Source organism: Oscillospiraceae bacterium CM, assembly GCA_022870705.1.
Classification (GTDB): Bacteria; Bacillota; Clostridia; order Oscillospirales; family Oscillospiraceae; genus Sporobacter.
In genome coordinates this window covers 1132982-1157093 of sequence record CP072107.1, presented here as the reverse complement: position 1 = coordinate 1157093, position 24112 = coordinate 1132982, and the positions used below count along the sequence as shown (strand labels likewise).

At 50.3% G+C, this 24112-nt stretch carries 23 protein-coding genes, 2 tRNA genes and 1 riboswitch; of the genes, 10 read left to right on the top strand and 15 right to left on the bottom strand.

The features are described 5' to 3' along the window. Positions 1 to 912, bottom strand: a complete 912-nt coding sequence (locus IZU99_05805) for a dihydroorotate dehydrogenase (protein UOO36803.1) — start codon at positions 910 to 912, stop codon at positions 1 to 3. Beyond that, a complete protein-coding gene (locus tag IZU99_05800; protein ID UOO36802.1) occupies positions 909 to 1661 on the bottom strand; it encodes a dihydroorotate dehydrogenase electron transfer subunit in 753 nt (250 codons plus the stop codon). The genes IZU99_05805 and IZU99_05800 overlap by 4 nt, the downstream gene beginning before the upstream one ends. A 194-nt stretch (positions 1662 to 1855) precedes the next feature. Between IZU99_05800 and purE the strand changes: the two genes are divergently transcribed. From purE to purD, 7 genes are all read left to right on the top strand, one after another. Then, on the top strand, positions 1856 to 2353 hold the full coding sequence (gene purE / locus IZU99_05795; protein ID UOO36801.1) for a 5-(carboxyamino)imidazole ribonucleotide mutase: 498 nt from the start codon (positions 1856 to 1858) through the stop codon (positions 2351 to 2353). Next, positions 2350 to 3060, top strand: a complete 711-nt coding sequence (locus IZU99_05790) for a phosphoribosylaminoimidazolesuccinocarboxamide synthase (protein UOO36800.1) — start codon at positions 2350 to 2352, stop codon at positions 3058 to 3060. Before purE ends, IZU99_05790 begins: the two co-directional genes overlap by 4 nt. Before the next feature lie 36 nt (positions 3061 to 3096). Further along, entirely contained in the window at positions 3097 to 4143 is a 1047-nt protein-coding gene (locus IZU99_05785) for a phosphoribosylformylglycinamidine cyclo-ligase (protein UOO36799.1), read from the top strand. After that, a complete protein-coding gene (locus tag IZU99_05780) occupies positions 4137 to 4772 on the top strand; it encodes a phosphoribosylglycinamide formyltransferase (GenBank protein ID UOO36798.1) in 636 nt (211 codons plus the stop codon). Before IZU99_05785 ends, IZU99_05780 begins: the two co-directional genes overlap by 7 nt. Beyond that, positions 4769 to 5467: an IMP cyclohydrolase gene (locus IZU99_05775; GenBank protein UOO36797.1), complete on the top strand. Its 699-nt coding sequence runs from the start codon at positions 4769 to 4771 to the stop codon at positions 5465 to 5467. Before IZU99_05780 ends, IZU99_05775 begins: the two co-directional genes overlap by 4 nt. A 14-nt stretch (positions 5468 to 5481) precedes the next feature. After that, positions 5482 to 6654, top strand: a complete 1173-nt coding sequence (locus IZU99_05770) for a phosphoribosylaminoimidazolecarboxamide formyltransferase (protein ID UOO36796.1) — start codon at positions 5482 to 5484, stop codon at positions 6652 to 6654. A gap of 65 nt (positions 6655 to 6719) precedes the next feature. Continuing rightward, positions 6720 to 7973: a phosphoribosylamine--glycine ligase gene (purD, locus tag IZU99_05765; GenBank protein UOO36795.1), complete on the top strand. Its 1254-nt coding sequence runs from the start codon at positions 6720 to 6722 to the stop codon at positions 7971 to 7973. Positions 7974 to 8028: 55 nt separating this feature from the next. Here purD and IZU99_05760 read toward each other — a convergent pair whose 3' ends face one another. From IZU99_05760 to IZU99_05730, 7 genes are all read right to left on the bottom strand, one after another. Continuing rightward, the gene (locus IZU99_05760; GenBank protein UOO36794.1) at positions 8029 to 9810 is read right to left on the bottom strand and encodes a methyl-accepting chemotaxis protein; all 1782 of its coding nucleotides are present in this window, start codon (positions 9808 to 9810) and stop codon (positions 8029 to 8031) included. 229 nt (positions 9811 to 10039) lie between these two features. Continuing rightward, a tRNA-Ser gene (locus IZU99_05755) sits at positions 10040 to 10131 on the bottom strand. A gap of 70 nt (positions 10132 to 10201) precedes the next feature. After that, positions 10202 to 10290: transfer RNA gene (locus tag IZU99_05750), tRNA-Ser, on the bottom strand. A gap of 129 nt (positions 10291 to 10419) precedes the next feature. Then, positions 10420 to 10644, bottom strand: coding sequence for a hypothetical protein (locus tag IZU99_05745; protein ID UOO36793.1), 225 nt, complete (start codon positions 10642 to 10644; stop codon positions 10420 to 10422). A 44-nt stretch (positions 10645 to 10688) separates the two neighbouring features. Further along, positions 10689 to 11789, bottom strand: a complete 1101-nt coding sequence (locus IZU99_05740; GenBank protein UOO36792.1) for an endospore germination permease — start codon at positions 11787 to 11789, stop codon at positions 10689 to 10691. A 1-nt stretch (position 11790) separates the two neighbouring features. Next, entirely contained in the window at positions 11791 to 12984 is a 1194-nt protein-coding gene (locus tag IZU99_05735; GenBank protein UOO36791.1) for a Ger(x)C family spore germination protein, read from the bottom strand. 3 nt (positions 12985 to 12987) lie between these two features. Next, on the bottom strand, positions 12988 to 14577 hold the full coding sequence (locus tag IZU99_05730; GenBank protein ID UOO36790.1) for a spore germination protein: 1590 nt from the start codon (positions 14575 to 14577) through the stop codon (positions 12988 to 12990). 202 nt (positions 14578 to 14779) lie between these two features. On the opposite strand from IZU99_05730, the gene IZU99_05725 reads away from it, so the two are divergent. Then, entirely contained in the window at positions 14780 to 15256 is a 477-nt protein-coding gene (locus tag IZU99_05725; GenBank protein ID UOO36789.1) for a hypothetical protein, read from the top strand. 1 nt (position 15257) lies between these two features. On the opposite strand, the gene IZU99_05720 is transcribed toward IZU99_05725, so the two are convergent. The 6 genes from IZU99_05720 to IZU99_05695 form a co-directional block, all read right to left on the bottom strand. Continuing rightward, a complete protein-coding gene (locus IZU99_05720) occupies positions 15258 to 15560 on the bottom strand; it encodes a hypothetical protein (protein ID UOO36788.1) in 303 nt (100 codons plus the stop codon). Between the two features lie 36 nt (positions 15561 to 15596). Further along, positions 15597 to 16154, bottom strand: a complete 558-nt coding sequence (locus IZU99_05715; protein ID UOO36787.1) for a TetR/AcrR family transcriptional regulator — start codon at positions 16152 to 16154, stop codon at positions 15597 to 15599. Positions 16155 to 16298: 144 nt separating this feature from the next. Next, positions 16299 to 17003 (bottom strand): hypothetical protein, encoded by a 705-nt coding sequence (locus IZU99_05710; protein ID UOO36786.1) that lies wholly within the window; start codon positions 17001 to 17003, stop codon positions 16299 to 16301. A gap of 103 nt (positions 17004 to 17106) precedes the next feature. Then, positions 17107 to 18972: a polysaccharide biosynthesis protein gene (locus tag IZU99_05705; protein UOO36785.1), complete on the bottom strand. Its 1866-nt coding sequence runs from the start codon at positions 18970 to 18972 to the stop codon at positions 17107 to 17109. Positions 18973 to 19033: 61 nt separating this feature from the next. Beyond that, on the bottom strand, positions 19034 to 19285 hold the full coding sequence (locus IZU99_05700) for a helix-turn-helix domain-containing protein (GenBank protein ID UOO36784.1): 252 nt from the start codon (positions 19283 to 19285) through the stop codon (positions 19034 to 19036). Positions 19286 to 19387: 102 nt separating this feature from the next. Next, a riboswitch (cyclic di-GMP riboswitch) is annotated at positions 19388 to 19471 on the bottom strand. Between the two features lie 174 nt (positions 19472 to 19645). Next, positions 19646 to 19825, bottom strand: coding sequence for a FeoB-associated Cys-rich membrane protein (locus IZU99_05695; GenBank protein UOO36783.1), 180 nt, complete (start codon positions 19823 to 19825; stop codon positions 19646 to 19648). A 216-nt stretch (positions 19826 to 20041) separates the two neighbouring features. On the opposite strand from IZU99_05695, the gene IZU99_05690 reads away from it, so the two are divergent. Both IZU99_05690 and IZU99_05685 read left to right on the top strand, forming a co-directional pair. Then, a complete protein-coding gene (locus IZU99_05690; protein ID UOO36782.1) occupies positions 20042 to 21682 on the top strand; it encodes an S-layer homology domain-containing protein in 1641 nt (546 codons plus the stop codon). 394 nt (positions 21683 to 22076) lie between these two features. After that, a complete protein-coding gene (locus IZU99_05685; GenBank protein UOO36781.1) occupies positions 22077 to 24065 on the top strand; it encodes a cache domain-containing protein in 1989 nt (662 codons plus the stop codon). Positions 24066 to 24112: the final 47 nt, after the last annotated feature.

Below are 24112 nucleotides of genomic sequence, written 5' to 3'. Positions count from 1 at the left end.
TCAGCTGCGAATAACCCTTCCCGTCAATTCTGTGACCGACGTTATATTTTTCCTGCTGAGATACGCTTTTATGCCCGCCGTTATCGCTATCGGTGCCAGTGGGTCATTAAAAATCGCCGTGCCGACGGCGACCATATCGGCCCCCGCCAGAAGCATCTCAACGGCGTCCTCACCCGTTGAGATGCCACCCATGCCGAGAATCGGAAGCGGGACGGCTGCAGCGACCTCATACACCATTCGCAGCGCGACCGGAAAAACAGCGGGGCCGGAAAGGCCGCCCGTCTTGTTCGCCAGAACAGGCCTGTGCGTTTCGATGTTGATGCGCATGCCAAGCAGCGTGTTAATGAGCGACAGGGCGTCCGCCCCGGCGTTTTGCGCTGCACGGGCAATTGACACAATGTCCGTCACATTCGGTGAGAGCTTCACCATCACGGGCACTTTGGCACGGTCTTTCACCGCACGCGTAACGGCGGCGGCGCCGTCACACGAAGTGCCGAAGGCGATCCCCCCCGCCTTGACGTTCGGGCAGGAGATGTTGACCTCAATCATGTCAACGCCTGCTTCGGATAGCTTTTCGGCCATTTCGGCGTATTCATCTACCGTATTGCCGGAAATGTTGGCAATAATATTGGTGTCAAACTGTTTTAAATACGGCAGCTCACGCGTGATAAACGCGTCAACACCCGGGTTTTGAAGCCCGACGCTGTTTAAAATCCCCATCGGCGTTTCAGCAATGCGCGGCGGCGGGTTTCCGAGCCGCTCCTTCAGCGTCAGGCCTTTAACGGCTATCCCGCCGAGCTTTGACAAATCGAAATACTCGGCGTACTCCCGGCCAAAACCGAATGTGCCGGACGCCATCACAACCGGCGTCTTGAATGTAACACCGGCAAAATTAACCGATAAATCCGTCATGACCAGCAAACCTCCCCGGCGTTAAAAACAGGCCCATCCTTACAGACGCGGCGCATGTGCTCTGTCCCGTCCTCCTGCGTTTTACAGGCGCAAACGAGGCACGCGCCGACACCGCAGCCCATGCGTTCCTCCAGCGATACCTGACAGGGGACGTGAAAGTCTTCAGCCAACTGCGCCACGGCACGGAGCATCGGTCTTGGCCCGCAGGCCAGAACGCCGTCATAAGCGCCTGTTTCAAGGTAGTGCTTGACCAGGCCCGTCACAGGGCCGTGCGCCCCGGCGCTCCCATCGTCCGTCGCGATACTGACAGGGCAGTGCTTTCCGATCTCGTTTGTCAGGATTATTTGATCTTTTGAGCGAAAGCCGAGAAGCGCCGCGTGCTGCCCGGGCATTGTGCAGGCAGCGTAAAGCATCGGCGGCACACCGATCCCCCCGCCAACAAGCAGCAGGTGTTTCCCGTTCAGACTGTAGCCGTTTCCGAGCGGGCCGAGAACATCAAGACAGTCACCGGGACGGCGCTCTGAAAGCCACGAGGTACCCGACCCGCGCACGTCGACGACAAGCGTCAAAACCCCGTCATGCCAGTCACAGACGCTGATTGGGCGGCGCAGTAGAAGCTCCGCGCCGCACCGAATATGGACAAACTGACCGGGCTTCGGGCGCATGTCCCGCGCATCTAATCGCAGGGCAAACACCGTATCCGTCAGGCGATCGTTTTGTAAAACAGCAAAGGTTCCGTTTTCCGGCATACTGTGCCTCCTCAATAGTCATTATTGTTATTTTACCGCAAATATCCTGCCGTGACAACAGCGCCTTGTTTAAGTTTACAATTTTAACGTTTTATATTTGTTAATCTTGAAATAACACGCAAATTATTATAGTATACTGAGGGTTAAATGCATTATTTTTCAAGCGCACATTAGATTTTGACCGGAGGAACGTTATGAAAAAAGTTGCGGTTATTATGGGGTCTGACAGCGATTTGCCTGTCGTCTCCGCCGCCATCAAAAAGCTCAAGGCGTTTGACATTCCGTTCGAGGCGCACGTGATCTCCGCGCACAGAACACCGCTTCAGGCCGAGCGTTTTGCCAAATCGGCGCGTGACAACGGCTTTGGCGTTATTATTGCCGCAGCCGGTAAGGCCGCGCATCTTGCTGGCGTGCTCGCAGCGTATACGACACTCCCCGTTATCGGGCTGCCGATCAAATCCTCGACGATGGACGGGCTCGATAGCCTCCTCTCCATCGTTCAAATGCCGACCGGCGTCCCTGTGGCGACGGTCGCCATCGGCGGGGCTGACAACGCGGCCATTCTCGCCGCGCAAATTCTTTCGCTTAGTGACGACGCCCTGGCCGCGCGTTTACAGGACTTCAAAGAAAAAATGGCATCAGACGTGCTTGAAAAAGATAAAAAACTGCAGGATGAGGTAATGGCATTATGAAAAAGCTGGAGCAACTCTACGAGGGCAAAGCCAAAAAGGTCTATAAAACGGATGACAAGGACCTGCTGATCGTCGATTATAAGGATGATGCGACCGCCTTCAATGGCGAAAAAAAAGGCACCATCGTCGGCAAGGGCGTCATCAATAATAAGATGACCAACCACTTCATGCGTCTTTTAGAAGCCGACGGTATCCCGACGCATTTTGTCAAAGAGCTTTCCGACCGCGAAACACTTGTCAAGACGGTGACGATTCTGCCCTTAGAGGTTATCGTCCGCAACATCGCCGCCGGCTCTTTTTCCAAGCGCTTTGGCGTCAAGGAGGGCACTGTTTTTAAAAAGCCGACGATTGAGTTTTCTTATAAAAACGATGCGCTCGGCGACCCGATGCTCAATGACTATCACATCTTCGCCATGGAGCTGGCAGCACCGGCCGAGCTCTCACTCATCCGCGAATATGCCTTTAATATTAATGATTTCCTGAAGGCAACGCTGAAGGAATGCGGCATAACGCTTGTCGATTTTAAGCTGGAATTTGGCAAAACGAACGACGGCACAATCATTTTAGCCGACGAGATATCGCCGGACACCTGCCGTTTCTGGGACGCCAAAACCGGCGAAAAGCTTGACAAAGACCGCTTCCGTCAGGACCTCGGCAATGTTGAGGGAGCCTATCAGGAAATGGCAAAGCGCCTGCTCGGCGCGTAATTTTGTTTGATTGCATCAATTTGAAAGGATGTCAGCATGCTAAATTCTAAGTCGGACAGTTACGCAGCGGCCGGTGTCGACGTCACCGCCGGTTATGAATCGGTTGAACGCATTAAGCCTCTTGTCAAAAGTACTTTCCGTCCCGGCGTTCTCGGCTCTCTCGGCGGCTTCGGCGGTCTGTTTGAGCCTAACACGGCCAATATGACCCGCCCTGTTTATGTCTCCGGCACGGACGGCGTCGGCACAAAGCTTAAAATTGCTTTTATGATGGATAAGCACGACACGGTTGGTATAGACTGCGTTGCCATGTGCGTCAACGATATTATTTGCGCCGGTGCCGAGCCGCTCTTTTTTCTCGATTATCTCGCCATGGGCAAAAATTTCCCGGAACGCACGGAAAAAATCGTCGCGGGCATTGCCGAGGGCTGCCGTCAGGCGAGCTGCGCACTCATCGGCGGCGAGACGGCCGAAATGCCGGGTTTTTATCCGGAGGACGAATACGATATGGCCGGGTTTGCCGTTGGTGTCGTCGACCATGACAAAATGCTTGACGGGTCAAAAATCCAGTCAGGGGATAGACTGATAGGCCTTGCCTCATCCGGTGTGCATTCCAACGGTTTTTCCCTCGTCCGCAAGGTGCTCAATATCACGCCGGAAGCCCTGAAAACGTATATTCCGGAGCTCTCCACAACGCTTGGCGAAGAGCTTTTAAAGCCGACACGCATTTATGTTCCGCAGGTGCTCCACCTTTTAAAAACTCTCGGCATGAAAATTAAAGGCATTTGCCATATCACGGGCGGCGGTCTTTACGAAAACGTGCCGCGCATGCTGCCGGACAACGTTACGGCCGTCATCCGGCCGCACGACTTTCCGGAAAGCGCGATTTTCTCCTATATCGCCTCAAAAGGTGATATTCCGGCGCGCGATATGTACAACACGTTTAACATGGGCGTTGGCCTCGTCATGGCCGTTGACAGCCGCGACGTCGGCAGCGTTCTGGACGCGCTGATTCAAATCGGCGAGCGCCCATATGTGATCGGCAGCTGCGTCAGCGGCGACAAAGGAGTTGAGCTGCGTTGGTAAAAACAGCCGTTCTCGTCTCCGGCGGCGGAACAAATCTTCAGGCTATCATCAATTCTCTCAATTTTGGCAAAATTAAAAACTGCGAGCTGGCGGCCGTTATTTCCTCTAAACCGAATGTATTTGCGCTGACGCGTGCTAAAAACGCCGGGATTCCGACGTATGTTGTCGATTACGCGGGTTACCCCGACCGTGACGCCTTTAATGAAGCGATTTATCAAAAGCTCAAAAGCCTAGAGATTGAGCTTGTTGTCATGGCCGGATTCCTCGTTGTCCTCGGCGAGCCGCTCGTCTCTGCGTATGAAAACAGAATTATCAACATTCATCCGTCCCTCGTTCCCGCTTTTTGCGGGGAAGGGCTTTACGGCATTCGTGTCCATCAAGCTGTGCTCGACTACGGCGTCAAGATTTCCGGTGCAACCGTCCACTTTGCCACCGGAAAAGCCGACGCCGGCCCCGTCATCATGCAGCGCGCCATCTTTATCCGCGAGGATGAAACGCCGCAATCCCTTCAAATGCGAATCATGCAGGAAGTCGAATGGAAGATCTTGCCGGAAGCGATTTCGCTCTTTTGCGAAGGCCGCCTGTCCGTCGTCGGACGCATTGTGCATATTAAGGAGTCGATAGAATGAAGAATTTGACCGAGGCACTTGAATCGAACACGTATCCGGGCCGCGGCATTCTTTTGGGCCGCAGCGAGGACGGCAACAGCGCCGTCCTTCTCTATTTCATCATGGGGCGCAGCGAAAACAGCCGCAACCGCGTTTTTGTCACAACAGACGACGGTATCCGTACCGAAGCGTTCGACCCTGCAAAAATGTCCGACCCCAGCCTGATTATTTACCATCCTGTCCGCTTTTTTGATAACCATGTCATCGTCACAAACGGCGATCAGACCGATACGATTTGGGACGGCATGAAATCAGATCGAGGCTTTATAGCGTCCTTAAACACGCGCACCTTCGAGCCGGACAAGCCGAATTATACGCCGCGCATCTCAGGCCTTTTAAGGCCGGACGGAACCTATGCGCTATCCATTCTCAAAAGCCACGATGGTAACCCCGACTGCTGCTGCCGCTATTTCTTCGATTATGAAACAGCGCTTCCCGGCGTCGGCCACCTCATCCACACCTACCAAAGCGACGGCGACCCGATCCCCTCTTTTGAGGGCGAACCAAAGGCCGTTGCCATGACGGGCAGTCTGCTGGATATTGCCGACGGCGCTTGGCGCGCCTTAAACAGTGACAACAAGGTTTCGCTGTACGCCTTTTCAAAAAACCTGCTGACCGGTGAGACGGCCAATATGATTTACAACAAAAATGCCTGATTGAGGTGACGATAATGACAGAACTTGAACTGAAATACGGCTGTAACCCCAACCAGAAACCGGCCCGAATCCTGATGAAAGAGGGCGCGCTCCCCATCGAAGTTCTCGGCGGCAAGCCGGGCTATATCAACTTTCTAGACGCGTTCAACGGCTACCAGCTCGTCCGCGAGCTCAAGGCCGCAACAGGCCTTCCGGCTGCCGCGTCGTTTAAGCACGTATCTCCGGCCGGTGCGGCCGTCGGGACACCCTTGACCGATATTGAAAAACAAGTCTTTTTCGTTGAAGGCCTGCCCCTTACCCCGCTGGCCGCAGCCTATGCGAAAGCGAGAGGCGCCGACCGTCTGAGCTCCTACGGCGACTGGGCGGCGTTGTCGGACGTCTGCGACGAGGAGACGGCGTCCCTTTTGGCACTTGAAGTGTCCGACGGTGTCATCGCGCCGGGGTATACCGAGCGCGCGCTTGAAATCTTGAAGGCAAAGCGTAAGGGCGGGTACAACATTGTGCGCATCGACCCGCAATACACGCCGAGCCCGCTTGAGCATAAAGACGTTTACGGCGTCACCTTTGAGCAGGGCCGAAACGACCTTCATATTGATGAAAAGATGCTTACAAACATTGTGACAGATGCCAAAGACCTGCCGGACTCTGCCCGGCGCGACCTCGTCATCGCGCTCATCACTTTGAAATATACCCAATCCAACTCCGTTTGCTATGTGAAGGATGCGCAGGCCATCGGCATTGGCGCCGGTCAGCAAAGCCGGATTCACTGCACGCGCCTGGCCGGCAGCAAGGCCGATAACTGGTGGCTGCGTCGGCACCCACTGGTGCTCGCACTCCCCTTCCGTCCCGACATTGGCCGCCCGGCGCGCGATAACGCCATCGACGTCTATATTTCCGATGAATATGAGGACGTTGTCTCAGACGGCGCCTGGGAAGCCGTCTTTACGAAGAAGCCGGATATTTTAACAACCGACGAAAAAAAGAGCTGGATTGCCGGGATGACGGGTGTTTCCGTCGGCAGTGACGCCTTCTTCCCCTTTGGCGATAACATTGAACGCGCGCGAAAATCTGGCGTCTCCTATATTGCCCAGCCGGGCGGCTCCATCCGGGATGACAATGTCATCGATGTCTGCAATAAATACGGTATCGTTATGGCCTTTACGGGCATCCGCTTGTTCCATCACTGAAGCGCCATTTTAGTAGGGGCGGATTCTTTATCCGCCCCGATAATTGTATAGATGGAGGTCAACCTATGAATATCCTCGTCGTCGGCGGTGGCGGGCGTGAACACGCTATCTGCCATGCGCTGCGCCGCTCCCCGCGCACCGACCGTCTTTATTGCGCGCCCGGCAACGGCGGCATCGCCGGTGTTGCCACGTGCGTTGACATCAAGGCAACGGATCTTGATGGTATCGTCCGCTTTACAAAGGATAATCAAATCGACTTTGTTATGGTAGCGCCGGACGACCCATTAGCGCTTGGCCTTGTCAATAGGCTGGAGGAGGCGGGTATCCGCGCTTTCGGCCCCCGTGCTGAGGCCGCCATCATTGAAAGCAGCAAAATCTTTTCAAAGAACCTGATGAAAAAATACGGTATTCCGACGGCTGAATACGCAGTCTTCGACGACATGGACAAGGCCATCGCGTATGTTCACGAAATGGGCGCGCCGATTGTCGTCAAAGCCGACGGGCTGGCGCTCGGCAAAGGCGTCGTCGTCGCGCCGGATGAAAAGACGGCTATTAACGCCGTCAAATCCATGATGGCTGACAAGAAGTTCGGGGCCAGCGGCTCCAAAATCGTCATTGAAGCGTGCATGACGGGCCCCGAAGTCACCGTTCTCGCTTTTACGGACGGAAAAACAATCGTCCCGATGCTCTCCTCACAGGATCACAAGCGCGCTTTCAACAATGATGAAGGTCCAAACACCGGTGGCATGGGCGCTTTTTGCCCAAGTCCAAACTACACACCTGAGATTGCCGAAACCTGCATGGAGACAATTTTTCTGCCGACAATCCGCGCGATGGCACAGGAGGGTCGGCTGTTCAAAGGCGTTATTTACTTCGGCCTTATGCTGACGCCGAAAGGGCCGCGCGTCGTCGAGTACAACGCCCGTTTCGGCGACCCCGAGACACAACCGATCTTAACGATGCTGGAAACGGATCTCTTAGATATTTTCGAGGCCGTTGTTGACGAACGTCTTGCCGATATACCCGTTAAATGGCATAACGGTGCCGCCTGCTGTATCGTGATGGCAAGCGGCGGCTATCCCGATAGCTATGAGAAGGGCTATGAAATCAAAGGACTGGAGACAGTTCCGTCAGATATCACCGTTTACCACGCAGGAACACTTTTTAAAGACGGTCAATACTTAACAAACGGCGGGCGTGTTCTCGGCGTAACGGCGACGGGCGCAACGCTGTCTGACGCCGTTAAACGCGCCTATGACGGCGTTAAACGCGTGTCCTTTCAAAACGCTCATTACAGAACGGATATCGGCTCAAAATAAAACGCAAAAAAGATAGCGGCACGTGCCGCTATCTTTTTTTATTTACATCGTTGTTTCAGCTGAATTTTTCAAGTAAAACACCTGTGTATTCGCTGGTTCTTTCAGGAATGATGATGCTTTCTTCCTCATAATCGCGACAAGCTGTTTTATTGACCTTAAAGTATGCCGTTTTGTCTTTCAGCGAGGCCGCCTGACTTGTCAGCTCTTCGCTTGCCGCTGCGCTCTCCTCGGAAATTGCCGCCGTGTTCTGAACGACCTGAGAGACCTCCACAATCCCTTGGTTGACTTGTTCAACAGAAGTCGCCTGTTCCTGCGAGGCAATGGCAATCGAGCCGATGAGCTCTGCCGCCGCTGTCACACGCTGGACAATCTCTTCAAGCGCTTCGGCCGTTTTATTGGCAATCATCGTGCCTTTGTCAACACTCTTGACGGAACCTTCGATGAGCGCTGTCGTTTCCTTGGCCGCGTTTGCGGATTTAGCCGCCAGATTTCGGACTTCTTCCGCCACGACGGCGAAGCCTTTGCCATACTGACCGGCGCGGGCCGCCTCAACAGCTGCATTGAGCGCGAGAATGTTTGTCTGGAATGCAATATCGTCAATAACCTTGATGATTTTGCTGATATTGCTCGACGATGTATTGATCTCCTCCATGGCCGAGAGCATTTCTTTCATCTGTTCATTGCCTTTGGCGGCTTCATTTTTGACGTCGAGCGTCAAATCGTTTGCCGTGCTGGCGTTTTGCGCATTTGTTGTTGTTTGTGCCGCAATCTCCTGAACAGCGGCCGACAGCTGCTCGACCGTGCTGGCCTGTGTTGACGCACCTTGCGCCAGTGAAACACTGGAGTCACTGACCATACTGGCGCCTGAGGCAACCTGATCAGACGCGGCGATAATCGACGCCGTCAGCTCGTTAAATTTTTCAACAAGCTCTTTTAACGCCTTCCCCAAAATATCGTAGTCGGAGCGAACGGTGACAACTGTCGTCAAATCGCCTTCGGCGATTGCCTGCGTCTGCTTTGCCATTTTCCGAGTGGTATCAATCATTTTAAAGAATGAATTGGCAATCCCGCCGATTTCGTCCTTTCTCTGGTCCCACGCCATATCAGCATCATCAAGGACTTTTGACACGTCCATGTCACCCAGCGCCAGCTGCTTTGCGAGGGCTGACAGCTTCCGAAGCTGCGGTCCGTTTAGGCTGATGAGAATGGCTCTGATGATAAAAACAAATGTCACCGACAGTGCTGCTACAACGGCCAGGATGATGACAAGAAGCGTCGCCTTCAGGTTATCTTTGTCAAGTGTGTCCTTCGCCAGATTTTCATTCGTAATGGCGACATTTTCAAGTGCGTCACCAGTTTTATTAGCCGCAGCACTCGCGCTTTCAATCTGCGCTAAAATCTGGTCTGCACCCACGCCGGCTTTTGAAGAATTAACAATTTGGATAACGGCTGCTTTATAGCTTTCAAATTGTTTCAGCGCCGCATCAATATTGGCTTGATCGGTGGTGCCTGTAACCGTTTTTTGATAGTCAGAAATTAACGAGTCAATCTCGTTTAGATTCGTATTAATTGCGTCGTAATACTTCGTTTTATCCGGCAAGGCATTATAGATATAGAGGTCACGAATGTCCATTCTGATATTCAAAAAGTGATTTTTAACGTCTTCCGATATTTTAATGCCGACGGTGCTTTGATTGAATGTTCTAGCCTGATCGCTTTTTAAAACAAGCAAGCCTGTTATTCCGATCACACCGATAATAACAGAAAATATGGCTGTGATCAGAAAGCTGACTGAAAGTCTTTTTGATATTGGAACATTGCTTAACCACTTAATCACATTAGGGTCCTCCTTTATGTCTTTGGTACCAAATGATGTATCGGTTGAGGCGATGCACAGATGAACAACGAGCTTCACTTTGTTTTACTGGGCGCCGTTGCTCCTTTTATTATATATCGTCTTTTTTTATCTTTTTTTTACAAAAATTGAATCAAGCGTATAAAATTTTTAATGCCTCTTTTCGGATACAAAAAAGACCGCAACGCATCAACATGCGTTTGCGGTCTTCTGGCGGAGAAGGAGGGATTTGAACCCTCGCTACGCTCATCACGTACTACTCCCTTAGCAGGGGAGCCCCTTCGGCCTCTTGGGTACTTCTCCGAATAATTTGACATATAAAATTAACTGTTGATTTAATAAGAACGGCAAGCACACCGATTTCCGAAAATGATGGCGGAGAGAGTGGGATTCGAACCCACGGTACGTTGCCGTACGACGGTTTTCAAGACCGTTCCGTTATAACCACTTCGGTATCTCTCCGTTTAAGCGCAACATGAATATTAACATAAAACGAAAAGCTTGTCAACGAAAAAGACCTAAAAGGCCGTCTCAAAACCGGCCTTTGTAAAGTGTTTATGAGCTCAATTGAACGATGATTTATCCTCTATTTTAATACCCAGGATAACGAAGATGCAGGACGTTCCCCAGCAAATACCGGACGCCCGACAATGGGCTTGGCAGCGACCCTTTTAGCACAAGAATAACAGCAAGCGTCGTCACAACGCCGTAAAAACCAACCAAAACAATGATCTCCTTTTGTTTCTTTTCGCGAATGAGTTTTGAGAAATCAGCAAGTGCCATAAAAGCAAAGATCATGATGACAACGGCAAGCATTTTCTTATCCCCCTTCATCTGAAATCAACACGATTGACTTGATGTTACTGTCCGGCTGTCTGTGGCTTTTTAAACATGCCTCTTATAAGCGCCGTCAGTAACGTTGCAAGCGGCAGGAAAACGGCGAAAAAGGTCACTTGAAATGCAGCGGCGCCGCTTGTAAACCAAGCGCTGTGGTCAAACATGGAATGAAACGCGTTATTGGCGTACAAGATGAGCAGCGCGCCCATAATATACACGAGAAACTGGTACGATTCAAATTTACACAGCCGTTGGAAGGTGGAGACTGCAGCGTAAAGCGCAACGGATACCTTAAAGAACATGAGCGCAATAAGCGTAAATACATAAATGATGTCCATACGCGTCAGGATGTCCCCCACGTCGATCATTCGAACGACGGCGTATGCTGGAAATGAAAATATTGTTGATATGTTTCCGAGCACGGCAATATCTCTTAAAACGATGATGAGAAGAACGGCCCCGCCAAGCGCAAGACCATTAAAAAGCGCTTTCCCAAACGCACGCGGATTTTGCATATTTGGCTGAAACATAAGCAACAAAAACGGGTCTGCCAGCGGAATAAGCGAGATCAAATGCGAGGCCGCGAAATAATCGACGGGCGGTTTTACAAAAATCGGGAGAAAATTCTTGTAATGAATTACTTTGTACAGCAGCAGCAGATTTAATAGAATAATCAGTGTACTGCCGACGGCGAACAGCATGCCGTATTTGAGCATATTTGACGGCCCTTTCCGGACAGCCCAAACACAGACAGCCGTAAAGGATAGCATAATTAAGATCAGGGGGGTATTTTGAAGAACAAAGTTTTTAATAAACGTGCCCATGCTGTTTGTGTTAACGGCGGCTATTGTAATAAAAAAATAAAGATAGAAAATTGAAATAATTTTCCCAATGACCTTTCCGAAGACAGCCTCACTGATTTCAACAAGTGAAGAGCCAGGAAATTGATAGCTTAAACCCGCGTATATCGCGGTATAAAGCGCGCTGAGGAGCAGCCCTATTATAACGGCAACCCAGGCTTCCGTCCCTAAAAACGTATACAGATGCTTTGTCATCAGACTAGTAGCGATGATGATAACGGCCGACGCATACATAATTTGCTTCGCGGTTATTTGAGCTTTCATATCAATTGCCCTCCGGCGCCAGCGGTTTGCCGATGCGGCCGCTACCATCAGCTTTGGCATTTACGCTGACGGTAACTGTGATGTTTTTATAGGCGTTTTTCCAGTTGTCCTTCAGCTTCTCCCACTGTTTCGGATATTTCCGATAGAGCATCTCGCCAAACCCAAAAATGTCGGCGTCAAGCTCCTTGGACTTTTCAACGGCGCTTAATATTTCGCCTTTAATCGCTTCGGCAGTGGCCGCAAGGACCGGCGCAAACGTTTTTTCATCCGAAAGCGTGAGCGTGCCCGTCTGATCGCCGATGCCAATCAGTGTTTTGATGTCAATATTGAAGGCAGCCGTACCGTCTGTGTAAAGCGTCGGCGTGACGTTGCTTGACGCTTCCTTGATTTCAATGGTTGAGGAGACGCCTTCTACCGAAACAGGGATGACGCCAGTCTGCGTTTTTCCAGTGGCAAATAGAAGCCCGCGGGTTTCAACGGCATTTAATTCTCCCACCATGCGGCTTTGATCAAATACGGCGCAGCCCTCAACCGTCAGTCTTTTTTTCCCGTTGTTTTCATCTAAACGGACAAGTGGGGCATAAGCAGCCGTCGTCTTGCTGCAGATTGATTCGACAAAATCAAATTCCGTTATAATTGGCGCTTCCGACGTAATTTTTTGGTCTTTGAGCATTTTTGAAAGCTCCGTGCTTGTTATTTTTTCAAATTCTGGCTTTGTACTCAAAATCTCCTGCGCACGTCCTTTCGCGACAAATACGTACAGCGTCATACGCGCTTCCGGTGCCCGAAGAAAAAAATCCAGACTGTCCCGCAAACCGCTTTTAGCCAGATCTTCCCCGATAACCATGACCTGACTGTGCGCGACATAGATACGGCGGCTCATTTCGTGCTGCATATCGCGAATAATATCATTGATCAGTTTACCGCTGCCGGTTTGATTGATATAGGCTTCTTCCGTGCCGGTGCCCTTTTCGCCAGCCTTCGAGCCTTTAGACGATTTTGACGATGAGGCCCCGCCAGGATTAGCCATCTGAACGGTGACGTCCGTCTCCCCCTCCGTCTCTGATTTATCAAGACCGACGCCGAGTACGATCCCAAGCGTATCGAGCTCACGCCTGTCATAGCAGCCGGATAAACCCGCCATCAGGCAGGCGGCGACAATGAACGTGACAATCTTCCTGACGGCTTTCCCCATTGACTATTCCCCTTCTTTGTTATTGTCGGTCGGCGGGATATCATAGTTTCTCCGCTGGTGATCAAGCGCCATCCCTTTCGGCCGGCTAAGCATCATCCAAAGCGGTGCGCGGATAATGGCGTCTTTAGAATCCTCAAGGTCAAAAGGCACCGTTGGCGACAGGTAATCATATCCAAAGGATTCGAGTGACGACATATGCACCAGCGCCCCCAGAAGCCCAAGTGTGATACCGAACCCCCCCAGAACCGCTGCCAGAACAAGCAGGACAAGCCGCAGGATAACGGCCGAGTCATTTTGCCCCGATACTAGAAAACCGGAAACCGCCGTAATGGCTACAACGATAACCATCGGCGCACCGATCAGCCCCGCAGCGACGGCCGATTCGCCAATAACAAGTGCACCGACAATACTCAGTGCCTGCCCGACCGGCCGAGGCAGACGCACACCGGCCTCTCTCAAAATTTCAAACGTTATAATCATAATCAGCGCTTCAACAAATGCTGGAAAAGGAACACCCTCACGTGCGCTGGCTGACGTGATTAAAAGGCTTGTTGGGATGAGTTCCTGATGATACGTCGTCACAGCGACATAAAAAGCAGGCGCTAAAATTGTAATGAGATATCCGATGACGCGGATTATCCGCGTAAATGTCGCGTAGTACGGGCGAAAATAATAGTCCTCAGCCGCCTGAAAGCTCTCTAGCAGTAAAAATGGTACGGTCAAGACAAAAGGTGTGCCATCGACAAGAATCGCAGCGCGCCCTTCAAGCAGCTTTGCCGCAACAACGTCCGGCTTTTCCGTGTATCCAATTGTCGCAAAAATCGAGCCCGGAGAATCCTCAATTAATTGCTCGATATAGCCGGACTCTAAAATAGCGTCCGTTTTAATCGCCTCAATGCGGCGGCGGACTTCATCGATAAGCTCTTTTTTTGCCAGACCGCTTATATAGGCTATGACGACATTTGTTCTCGTTCGCCGGCCGATCGTCATCGACTCAAAAGTTAAAGCAGGGTTTTTGATTTTTCGGCGGATCAGCGCCGTGTTTGTTCGCATACTCTCAATAAAGCTTTCGCGCGGGCCGCGGATGACAGCTTCGCTTGTTGGTTCGGAAATGCCGCGCTTTTCCCATCCCTTTGAGTTCATATCGATGGCTCTCGTCTCACCGTTTACAAACAAAACGACGTCGCCAGATAAGACGGCGTCCATTGCATCGGACAGTGTTGTGAGCACCTTGATCTCATTAATTGAAATCAAGGTTCTTTCAATATAACCAATAATGTCTTCGTGTTTGATTTCTGGCGGTGTCGAAGCTGATTGAAATAGGAGCGGCTTAATAACGTCGTCATTGATGAGTTTGCCGTTGACAAGCCCGTCAACAAAAACGAGCGCGCAGTCGGCAGCGATTTTCCCGTCAATATAAAACCTTCGAATCACAATATCATTGCTTGAAAACGTACTGTTTTTAATTATTGTGACAACATCGTCAAGTGCGGCTGAAATATGATCGTCCTTTTCAGGCCGTGGTTTTTGTCGGGTCATTTCCTGCTTCCCGGCAAACCAAACACCCGCTTTTCTCAAAAAATATCCGAACATTCTCGTCTCCATCTAAAAGCTTAGTCCTACTATTATTTTCATTAATAGAAAAAACATAAATGCAGATTTATCCAAGCGCAAAACAAAAGCCGGCCTTTCGGCCGGTTTATGGTATAATTTTCCACCTTCGTCACCTTTCATCTTATTTCGCCGAATTGTGCCGTTATAATGTCGGTATTAAACAGTGACGGGCGGTATTAGGATGGAAATCAATAAACTTGTCTGCTTGAGCGTCGAAAGATCGGAACAATGGTGCCTATATCTCGGTTGCTGGCATGGCATACCTGTATTCGTCACAAAAGATGAAAAAGACGCCAAAAGCGCCCTTTATCAGGACGGTACCTGTTTCATCGTCGTCGGCGCAAAGCTTGCGCGTTTTGGAAAAACGCTTTTCCTGAACAGGTTGTGGCATGAAGTCTCGCATCTTTATTTTGCCGATGTCTGGAAGCCGTGGGACATGCGTTACGAATATAGAGCGGATCTCGTCGCCGCGGCGGCCACAGGGCGCGACGCAACGCTTCAACGCTTGAGCGGAATGCTGACCGCCTGCACAAATCCGTCAGCCGAACGCCTCATTAGGCTGCGGCTGTTTAATCTGATGACATGTGAAAAGCCATACTCGCCAGACGATGTCTCCGTGATGCTCAAAGCGCTCCGTCCCGTTACCGTCCTCTCGTAAATCAGCCGAGGCAGCCCCTGAGATAAATACCCTGATGCAGAAGCGTCAGATAACCTTCATGAAAGGACGACGTTGCGTTGGCGCAGCTGCCGGCATTAATAAGCGAGCGAAATACGGCGCTTGACGTTAGCTGATTGTCGCCATCGGTTGGTACGTTTTCAGCCGGCACTGGTAAATCATTTGCCGCCGAAACCACCATAAAGCCGGTTTCAAGAATTTTTCTATTGACGTCACGCAGGGACGGGTCAACGCTTGATGTTGTGCAGATGCTGTCAAAAGCGTGTTTCATCGTTTTTGTTTCCATACCTTTTCCCCTTTTCAGCCGGTCAGACGGCTTTTTTTATGCCCCTTTATCGAGAATAATGCATAAGTCCTCGCGGATAGCTTCTTCAGAAATATAGCGGTTTTTGACGACAATTGTTTCAATCAAATTGTCCAGCAGATGAATCAGCGTTCGGATGATGACAATCCAGTTTTCAACATCACCAAGGTGCGGCATCACAAGCTGGAAATGCCACGGGATGAGAGATTTTTCCCACTCATCCATAATTTCTGACAGTTCCTCGTCGCCGTCGAATGATAAGCTTACTTTTACGCCAAGGCGAAAAACCTTTTTATCGTAGCTATCGAGCTGGTTGAGGGTGTAAACGTATTTTGTGTAATACTCGACAATATTATTTTCTTTGATTTGTCTGGAATGCCTGTTGAGCAGTTCAAAATAGTCTTTTTTTATAATCTCGTGAAAAAGCTCTTTTTTGCTGCTGAAATAGTAATAGACCATCGGCAGGGAGCAATTGGCATCTTTCGCAATATTGCGAATCGTTGCGCCGTGATAGCCGTCTCTGTTGAAATGTTCGACGGCGACTTCCTTGATTCGTGCCCTTAAATCCGAATCCATATGACGGCTCCTTTATATTAACGTTCGATAGTATTATATGACAGTATATTAATTATTTCAAGCATATTTTCAATATTTTCTCATTATTTACCGATTTTAATCAAAAAAGAGGCCTTATGCCTCCTTTTTGATGTTTATATATGACTAAGGCATGTAATACGTCAACGTCATTTCTGTGACTTTATTGCCAACTATTGTAAATGCCAGCTCATCATACTCCTCACTGTAGCGGTAAATATCGGACCCACTTTGATTTTCTGCTTTTTCGGCTTCCGGGAAGACCTTCAACACCGTATTGAGCGTGTCGCCAACGTGCAGAGCAGCGAATGCCGCAATGGTCTTGTCGGTCACCTGAATCTGCATGAGCCAGAACGTTGTGATGTCATCCTTCGGCGCAAAGAGCAGGAGCTTTAGGCCACTGTACTGAACCGTTCGCACAGACGAACCGGTAAAGGTGTCGTTCCCCTCACCCAAAACTTCTGTCTTGTCGGCGAGGCGCTTTAATGGAATTTTATTTAGCGTAGCCTCGGGAATCTGCTCCTGAAGCGTCAACCGGACAGTGCCGACCACAACGCTGAAAATGCTCCCCGTCGGGCCACTGTCACCCGGCGTCGATGTCGGCTTTGAATTCGAGGAGGCTGACGGCGCATCAGTGTCAGCCGGGAGCGGCGACGCGGTCTCTTCCCCGGCCGTTGCCGCAGTATCACCCGTCGGATAAGGGGACGATATCGGGTTGACCGAACCATCCGGTGGCGTTGCATATGTAAGCATCAGACCGCCTGATTTGCAGGCAGATAATGACACGAATACCAAGCAGGCGACGAGAAAGGACCCTAGTTTTTTTTTCATGTAAACGCCCCGTTTCATAAATAAGGATGCATGACAATAACTGTCTATTGCCGGACAAAGGCCCCTATAAAAGGGGCCTTTGTCTGCAAGATATATAGTCCGTTCAGCCACGTGTGACAGCGACTTCCTGCTTTTTAAAGGTCGGAACGAGAATACCAACTTTTTTAATCGCCGAGCCAAAATCCCTGTTATCGATGGACTGGCACAGCTTATCAAATTCAGCCTCGAATATGATCGGCGGGCTGCCGTTGGCCTTCAGAATGTATATGCGCTGGTTTTCTGTTTTTGAGACGATTTCATCCGAGAGACTCAACTCTTCAAAAAGCTTTTCGCCGGGCCGCAGCCCTGTAAATTCAATTTTAATATCTATATCCGGCTTGAGTCCGGATAGGCGAATCATTGATTTGGCAAGCTCATAGATGCTAACGGGCTCTCCCATGTCAAGCACGAAGATTTCCCCGCCCTTCGCCAGCGCGCCGGTCTCCAGGACGAGCTGGACGGCTTCCGGAATCGTCATAAAATAACGTTTGATATTTTTATCGGTCACCGTCACCGGGCCGCCTTCTGAAATCTGCTTTTTAAACAGCGGGACGACACTGCCGTTGCTGCCAAGGACGTTGCCGAAACGAACCGCTGAAAATCGCGTTGTCCCCCAGCTGTTCGCCCGCTGAATCAGCATTTCAGCAACGCGCTTTGTCGCGCCCATAATATTTGTCGGATTCACGGCTTTGTCGGTTGAAATCAGAATAAACTTATCCACCTGATGCTTAATGGCCATTTCAACCATGTAAAGCGTTCCCATAACATTGTTTTTCAGCGCTTCTTGCGGGTTGAGCTCCATCATCGGCACATGTTTATGCGCGGCAGCATGAAAAACGATAGACGGCTTGTACAGGTCAAAGACCTCACGCAGGCGTGCCCGGTCCTGGATGGAACCGATTGCCGTTACAAACTGCGTTTTCGGGTATTTTTTTCTCAGCTCAACGTCCGCTTCAAACAGCTTGTTTTCATTGATATCGAAAATGACAACGAGGCGCGCGTTGTAATTCAATATTTGGTTGACTAGTTCGAAGCCGATAGAGCCAGCGCCGCCGGACACAAGAACGGTTTTGCCGGTGACATAGGCGCTCACACTTTCCAAGTCAAGCTTGACGACATCACGCCCCAAAAGGTCTTCAACGTGGATTTCGTTGATCGTTGCCTTTGAGAGGCCGTCGGCCGTGAACGTTGTCATATTGCCAAAGCGTTTGACGTTGAAGTTGGCCTCGCTGCAGAGCCTGAAAATATCACGGATCGTTGAATTGTCCACAAACGGGATAGCGATGATAATCGTATCCGCCTTGTATTTTTCGGCAGCGTATGGGATAAGCGCCCGCCCGCCAACGACCCGGAGGCCTTTGAACATTTTACCCGCCTTGGCGGGATTGTCGTCAATAAAAGCGACGGGGTACATGTTTTTTGACTTATCGTTTCGAAGAAGGTCCGCCAGATATTTACCGGCGTCCCCGGCGCCCATGATGATCACGCGCTGCATCGTTGACGAGCGGCTGAAGTTAGAAATAACATTAACGGCGCGCCTGAGAAATAACAGCGCGAGCCTGTATGTCCCGAGGAAAAAGATCGAGTAAACAAGAATGTTGATGAGGTAGATCACATCAAAGCTCTGGCCATAAACGAGCAGGTGAAACACAAGCGCAAGAGCCAACGCCACTAAAAAAGTCCCCGATGAAAACAAGACACTTAATGAAAAGTTTTCAAAGATCGGATCGTTATACGTTCTCAAAATGATGCTGAAAAGCCCCATTGTGATAATAACCATCAGAAGAAACGCACGAATTGACAAGAAGTTCTCCGTCACCGACGCCTCGGGATGGTATAAGACCGTACACAAAACGCTTCCGAATACAACGCTTAAAGCATCTGCGGCAAACGTCATGATTTTTCTTAATGAGTCGTTAATCTTCATCATTTTTCACCTCAGTCTGGTCAGACAAGCGTTTAACAAAGTTTATGCAAGCTTGACCAACTTATCACAAATTTTCTGCTTTTTTAAGCAATTGAAGAACTTTTTTATACGTTGTAACCTCTTCTTCCAGCTCTTCCAGACGTGTGACAATGATACGAATATCGTCATCGGAAATACACGGGCTATCTGTGCGTGATTTTCGAATCCATCTGTAAAAAGTTGATTTTGGAACGTTATACTCACAGCAAATCTCTTCAACGCTTTTCCCTTGCCGATAGCGCTCCAGCATTTGTTTCTTTAGTATCTCCTTCGACATACTTAATCCCCTTCAAACTTGATTTTGCAGGACGCTGTCAGAAGGCAAAAACCCCCTTCACCGAATCTCGGGAAGGAGGCTGAAGATCAGATATCCTTCAAGTTCGGCAACCGGCTGTCATAGTCATACGACCTTAGACCCTCAGCTTTGCGTCCCTGCTTTTCAACAGGTTTGCCATTTATCGCTTGAACTATTAAATTATATACCAATTCACTATGTTTAATTTAAAGTTAACACAGCCAAGATATATTGTCAAGCTTCTTTTCTCAATTTTTCTCACAATTTTTCAATTTATTGTTTAAAACAGTGAAATTTCGTTATGATTAGCTAATATTGCGTGTTGCCCGGGACAAGTATTTGTCATTTTTGGTGCTTTTTTGCGCAAGCGTCCGAATACTGGCAGCCACTGCAACTGCAGGAGCAGTTGCTGATCCCTCGCTTTTTTCGCCGAAGAAGCCAAATGATGACACCGACCACAGCCCCAACAAGCAGTACGCCGATAAAAAGCGAAGCCAGATGATATTGCACAAAGAACAGCATGGCTCTCCCCCCATAATAAGCAATTCTATAATATGCCGAGGATTGGATTTTTCATACATAACAAGCGCAGGTCGACGTTTTTTACATGTTATCAGTTGTCCGCCTGAAACTAATTTTTGTATTTCCTGTCATTTTCCGACTGCTTTCTCACAGAAGAGCCGATAGACTGTACTTGTCCCACGAGGACGGAACATGCGCTTTTGGAGGAATGCAACGTTGAAAGCCTCAATTAAATCAGGTCTTATTCTGCTGTGTGCGCTCATCTTTCTGTCAATGCTGACGGAGGTTCGGACGCAGGCTGCCGACTATAAATTCAATATGTCATACATATTCTTCGGGAAATCTTACACAGGTCTCGTTGACAAGACGCAAAACAGTCTCAACGAGGTCGCGCCGAATTATTTTTCGCTGAATAAAAACGGAAGCCTTGCCTTAACGTCGGCCGTCAGCGCTTCATTTATCAGTGACATGCACAAGCGCGGCATTTCGGTCGTCCCCTATCTGACGAATGATTGGTCGCGCTCTGTTGGCCGTGCTGCCATGAAAAACAGGCAGGCGCTGGCACAAGCCCTTGCCGACGCCGTTATCACGTACGGCCTTGACGGTGTGAATATCGACATTGAAAATCTGACATCATCCGACCGTGACGACTTTGTCGAATTTGTTCAGCTTCTGCGCGCGGCGCTCCCGGAAGGAAAATCAATCGCCGTGTCCGTCGCCGCGAACCCTTGGGGTATTTCAACGGGCTGGCAGGGGTCATACGACTATGCCCGGCTTGCCGAATACAGCGATTATCTCATGATTATGGCATATGACGAGCACTATTGCGGCGGTCCCGCCGGTCCTGTATCCAGCCTGTCCTTTGTCGAAAAGTCAATCAAATACGCCGTCAGCGTGATTCCGAAGGAAAAGGTCGTTCTGGGCCTCCCCTTCTACGGTCGTATCTGGTCGAACAACGGTGGTTATCCAAACGGCACCGGCATCACAAACGCGAAAATCGCCCAGCTCGTTAACAGCTATGGGGGCACTGTGACTGTTGACCCTGCCAGCCGGTCAACAAAAGCTGTTTTTACGGTCAGCCAAAATGCAAAAAAGCCTGTCGTGGGTGGTCAGTCGCTTGCCGCCGGGACATATACCATCTGGTACGAGGGCGAGCAGTCGATTAAAGAAAAGCTCTCGCTCGTCACAAAATACGATATCAAAGGCACAGGCAGCTGGGCACTCGGTGAAGAGTCGGACAGTACCTGGGATTATTATAAGCTCTGGCTCAACAGCTGCACGTTTGGCGATATCGAAAAAAACTGGGCAAAAGACGATATTCTGGAGGCATATTTAGACGGCTGGGCGGACGGTATCAGCGATACGCGTTTTTCACCGGATGCACCGCTCACGCGCGCGCAGGCCGTTGCCATGATCGTCAAGCGCCTTGGCATTGAGCTTGTCTCCGACCCGGCGCTGCGGTTTGATGATTGTGTCGGTTCCTGGGCGGAACCTTACATCGAGACAGCGCGCCAATACCACATTGCAGACGGCATCGGTAATAATCTTTTTGACCCCGACAGGACTGTTACGCGCGAGGAACTGGCCGTCATGCTCAAAAACGCTACGTCGTATCAAGCAAAAACCGACGTTTCAGATGGCAATAACGCGTTTTCAGACGTCTCGCAAACGTCAAACCCGGAGTCGTATAATGCGATTGAAACGCTGCGTCAAAACGGCATTTTGTTCGGCTATCCGGACGGCAGCTTCCGACCGGAAAAAATTGCAACGCGCGCCGAGGCAACAGTTATGATCTCACGCCTCACCCCCGGGTCAGCGGCAGCGGCTGTTTTCACCGGTGACGGGGGTCTGTTCTAGCTGCCGCTTAACAATGTACCAGCATTAATCACCGAACGACTCGTTTTTCGATTCTTTATCGCGGCGTTTTGCTTTGGGCCTGTTATATGCTTTTGGATTTTCCGGCCGCCTGGTGACAGGGTTCAGGGCGCCCCATGTCCTGCGCTTTCGGGCGAGCTGTTCCCGTTTTTGTCGCTTTGACATTTTTTCAAACGGCACGAAACGGTCCATTGGCATGATCCTTTCAATTAAATTAATAGAAGTTTATCAAACGCGCCGGACCTTGTCAAACTGGCGCGCAGCAAGACTTTTAACAATCCGCTCATGCGGATTGTTTTTTTTTTAACGAAATTATAAATATGTCCGATAAAGATGTTAGATCAGATTTTACACCAAGCAAAAAGGGATGACGACGATGTTAAAAAAATTTCACCTCGATAAGCTCAGCATTCAAATGCTCATTTTTATATCCGTTTTAATTTTTGCTTCCGTTGCTTTGACGGCCGTCTTGTCAATCCGTTCGATGTATGATGTTGTCGGTTCCATCAAACAGTCGGAAGTTCAGTCTTCATTATCTCTTTTGAGTCATGAAATAAGCGATATGGCTGACAGCAGTAAAAAAACTTCCGTCGTCATCGCTTCGGACGGTCAGCTCGTCAGCGCTGTGTTATACGGTGACGCCGCAGCCGTCACGCAGAGGGCTTCCGCCTTTTCCAGCGCGCTCCAAAACGCCTGTGTGACCGTCACAGATCGATACGGCGCTGTTCTCGTCCGCTTACAGGGTGCCGACGCATCGGGCGATTCGCTTGCCGACCAGGCCGATATCAAAGCGGCGCTCGTCGGCGAACCTTTTTCCGGTGTCCTCTCCGACAAAACCCTTGGCTTGTCTGTCGTTTCCGCCGCGCCCGTTACCGACAACAGCGGCGCTGTTATTGGCACGGTCTCCGTGGCGTTTCCGCTGACGGACACGACGTTTCTGGATCAATTAAAAACGGTCTCCAATAACGACTATACGATTTTTTCCGGTGACGTCCGTATTAATACGACAATCATGCAAAACGGTAAGCGCGTCATCGGCACGAAACTCAGCGCCGCTGTCACAGACGTCGTAATTACGAACAAGCGATCCTATATTGGCAAAGCAGCGATCCTCGGTGAAAACTATGTGACGGCATATCAGCCGATTTTCGCCGCCGACGGGTCAACAGTTCTGGGCGTTCTCTTTTCTGGCGCGAAGGTTACGGACATTGAGCAGTCGTACGCGTCCAACCTGCGCAGCATCATCCTTGGCGCCCTGGCGCTTGTGATCGTTTTTGACGTAATTGCCTTTTTCCTCGTCGACAGAAAGATCAAACGGCCGCTCTGCACAGTCGTGCAGGCTGCGCAAGCCATTGAGACCGGCAGTATTGACCCGGCCGTCACAGTAAGCCTTGCCTCTGTCCGCAGTCAGAATGAAATTGGATCCCTCGCGCGTTCCATGGAGAAAGCCGTCGGATCGATTGAACGCATCGCCCGCGATACCGCCTCTTTGGAAGCCGTTGTCGATACGAATAACCTCTGCATTCGTGTTGACGCCACAGCGCATCAGGGTATCTACAAAAAGATTATGGAGATTGTCTCCAAGCTCGTCATGCAGCTGCACGGCACCGTTTCCAATATCAGCGCCATTGCCGAACAAGTCTCTGCTGGGGCGCAGCACCTCTCCGACGGGTCACAAGCGCTCTCCCGCGGGGCAACAGAGCAGTCCGGCGCGATTGACGAGCTATTCGAATCCGTCACGAATGTTGCCGACAAGGCGTACAGAAACGCCGAAAACGGTGGCCGAGCAACCGAATACATGAATGAAGCCGCTTCGAGCGTTTCGGAGAGCAACAGCTTTATGAAACAGCTGCTGCAGGCGATGGGCGCCATAAATACATCATCGGAAAAAATCTCGAGCATTATTAAAATCATTGATGATATATCCTTCCAAACAAATATCCTCGCTCTAAACGCCGCCGTAGAAGCGGCGCGTGCCGGTGCCGCCGGGAAAGGCTTCTCCGTCGTTGCCGATGAGGTGCGTATGCTGGCGTCCCGCAGTGCCGACGCCGCCAAGCAAACGGATGAATTAATATCAAATACGATTAACACCATCCGCCAAGGGACAAAGCTTGCCAATGCAACGGCAGACACCTTAAATACTGTTGAAGAGAAAGCGACACTCGCGCAAGAGATGAATGCCGACATAACAGCAGCCTCCAACGAGCAGGCGTCGGCTATTCTTGAAATAAAGCAGCGGTTAAACGCCATCTCTTCCGTTGTCCAGAACAATACGGCGACAGCAGAAGAAAGCGCTTCAATCAGCGAGGAACTGTACGCCCAGTCGGCAAGCCTCTATAACGAAATCAAAAAATATAAAATCTAGCGACGAGAAAGCCCGCCCGGCATGATATGCCGGGCGGGCTGATTTTT

Excerpts from the sequence above, each read along its gene's own strand:
- IZU99_05805 (UOO36803.1), bottom strand. The coding sequence starts at position 912 with ATGACGGATTTATCGGTTAATTTTGCCGGTGTTACATTCAAGACGCCG.
- IZU99_05800 (UOO36802.1), bottom strand. The coding sequence starts at position 1,661 with ATGCCGGAAAACGGAACCTTTGCTGTTTTACAAAACGATCGCCTGACG.
- purE (UOO36801.1), top strand. The coding sequence starts at position 1,856 with ATGAAAAAAGTTGCGGTTATTATGGGGTCTGACAGCGATTTGCCTGTC.
- IZU99_05790 (UOO36800.1), top strand. The coding sequence starts at position 2,350 with ATGAAAAAGCTGGAGCAACTCTACGAGGGCAAAGCCAAAAAGGTCTAT.
- IZU99_05785 (UOO36799.1), top strand. The coding sequence starts at position 3,097 with ATGCTAAATTCTAAGTCGGACAGTTACGCAGCGGCCGGTGTCGACGTC.
- IZU99_05775 (UOO36797.1), top strand. The coding sequence starts at position 4,769 with ATGAAGAATTTGACCGAGGCACTTGAATCGAACACGTATCCGGGCCGC.
- IZU99_05770 (UOO36796.1), top strand. The coding sequence starts at position 5,482 with ATGACAGAACTTGAACTGAAATACGGCTGTAACCCCAACCAGAAACCG.
- purD (UOO36795.1), top strand. The coding sequence starts at position 6,720 with ATGAATATCCTCGTCGTCGGCGGTGGCGGGCGTGAACACGCTATCTGC.
- IZU99_05745 (UOO36793.1), bottom strand. The coding sequence starts at position 10,644 with ATGCTTGCCGTTGTCATCATGATCTTTGCTTTTATGGCACTTGCTGAT.
- IZU99_05740 (UOO36792.1), bottom strand. The coding sequence starts at position 11,789 with ATGAAAGCTCAAATAACCGCGAAGCAAATTATGTATGCGTCGGCCGTT.
- IZU99_05735 (UOO36791.1), bottom strand. The coding sequence starts at position 12,984 with ATGGGGAAAGCCGTCAGGAAGATTGTCACGTTCATTGTCGCCGCCTGC.
- IZU99_05730 (UOO36790.1), bottom strand. The coding sequence starts at position 14,577 with ATGTTCGGATATTTTTTGAGAAAAGCGGGTGTTTGGTTTGCCGGGAAG.
- IZU99_05725 (UOO36789.1), top strand. The coding sequence starts at position 14,780 with ATGGAAATCAATAAACTTGTCTGCTTGAGCGTCGAAAGATCGGAACAA.
- IZU99_05720 (UOO36788.1), bottom strand. The coding sequence starts at position 15,560 with ATGGAAACAAAAACGATGAAACACGCTTTTGACAGCATCTGCACAACA.
- IZU99_05715 (UOO36787.1), bottom strand. The coding sequence starts at position 16,154 with ATGGATTCGGATTTAAGGGCACGAATCAAGGAAGTCGCCGTCGAACAT.
- IZU99_05710 (UOO36786.1), bottom strand. The coding sequence starts at position 17,003 with ATGAAAAAAAAACTAGGGTCCTTTCTCGTCGCCTGCTTGGTATTCGTG.
- IZU99_05705 (UOO36785.1), bottom strand. The coding sequence starts at position 18,972 with ATGATGAAGATTAACGACTCATTAAGAAAAATCATGACGTTTGCCGCA.
- IZU99_05700 (UOO36784.1), bottom strand. The coding sequence starts at position 19,285 with ATGTCGAAGGAGATACTAAAGAAACAAATGCTGGAGCGCTATCGGCAA.
- IZU99_05695 (UOO36783.1), bottom strand. The coding sequence starts at position 19,825 with ATGCTGTTCTTTGTGCAATATCATCTGGCTTCGCTTTTTATCGGCGTA.
- IZU99_05685 (UOO36781.1), top strand. The coding sequence starts at position 22,077 with ATGTTAAAAAAATTTCACCTCGATAAGCTCAGCATTCAAATGCTCATT.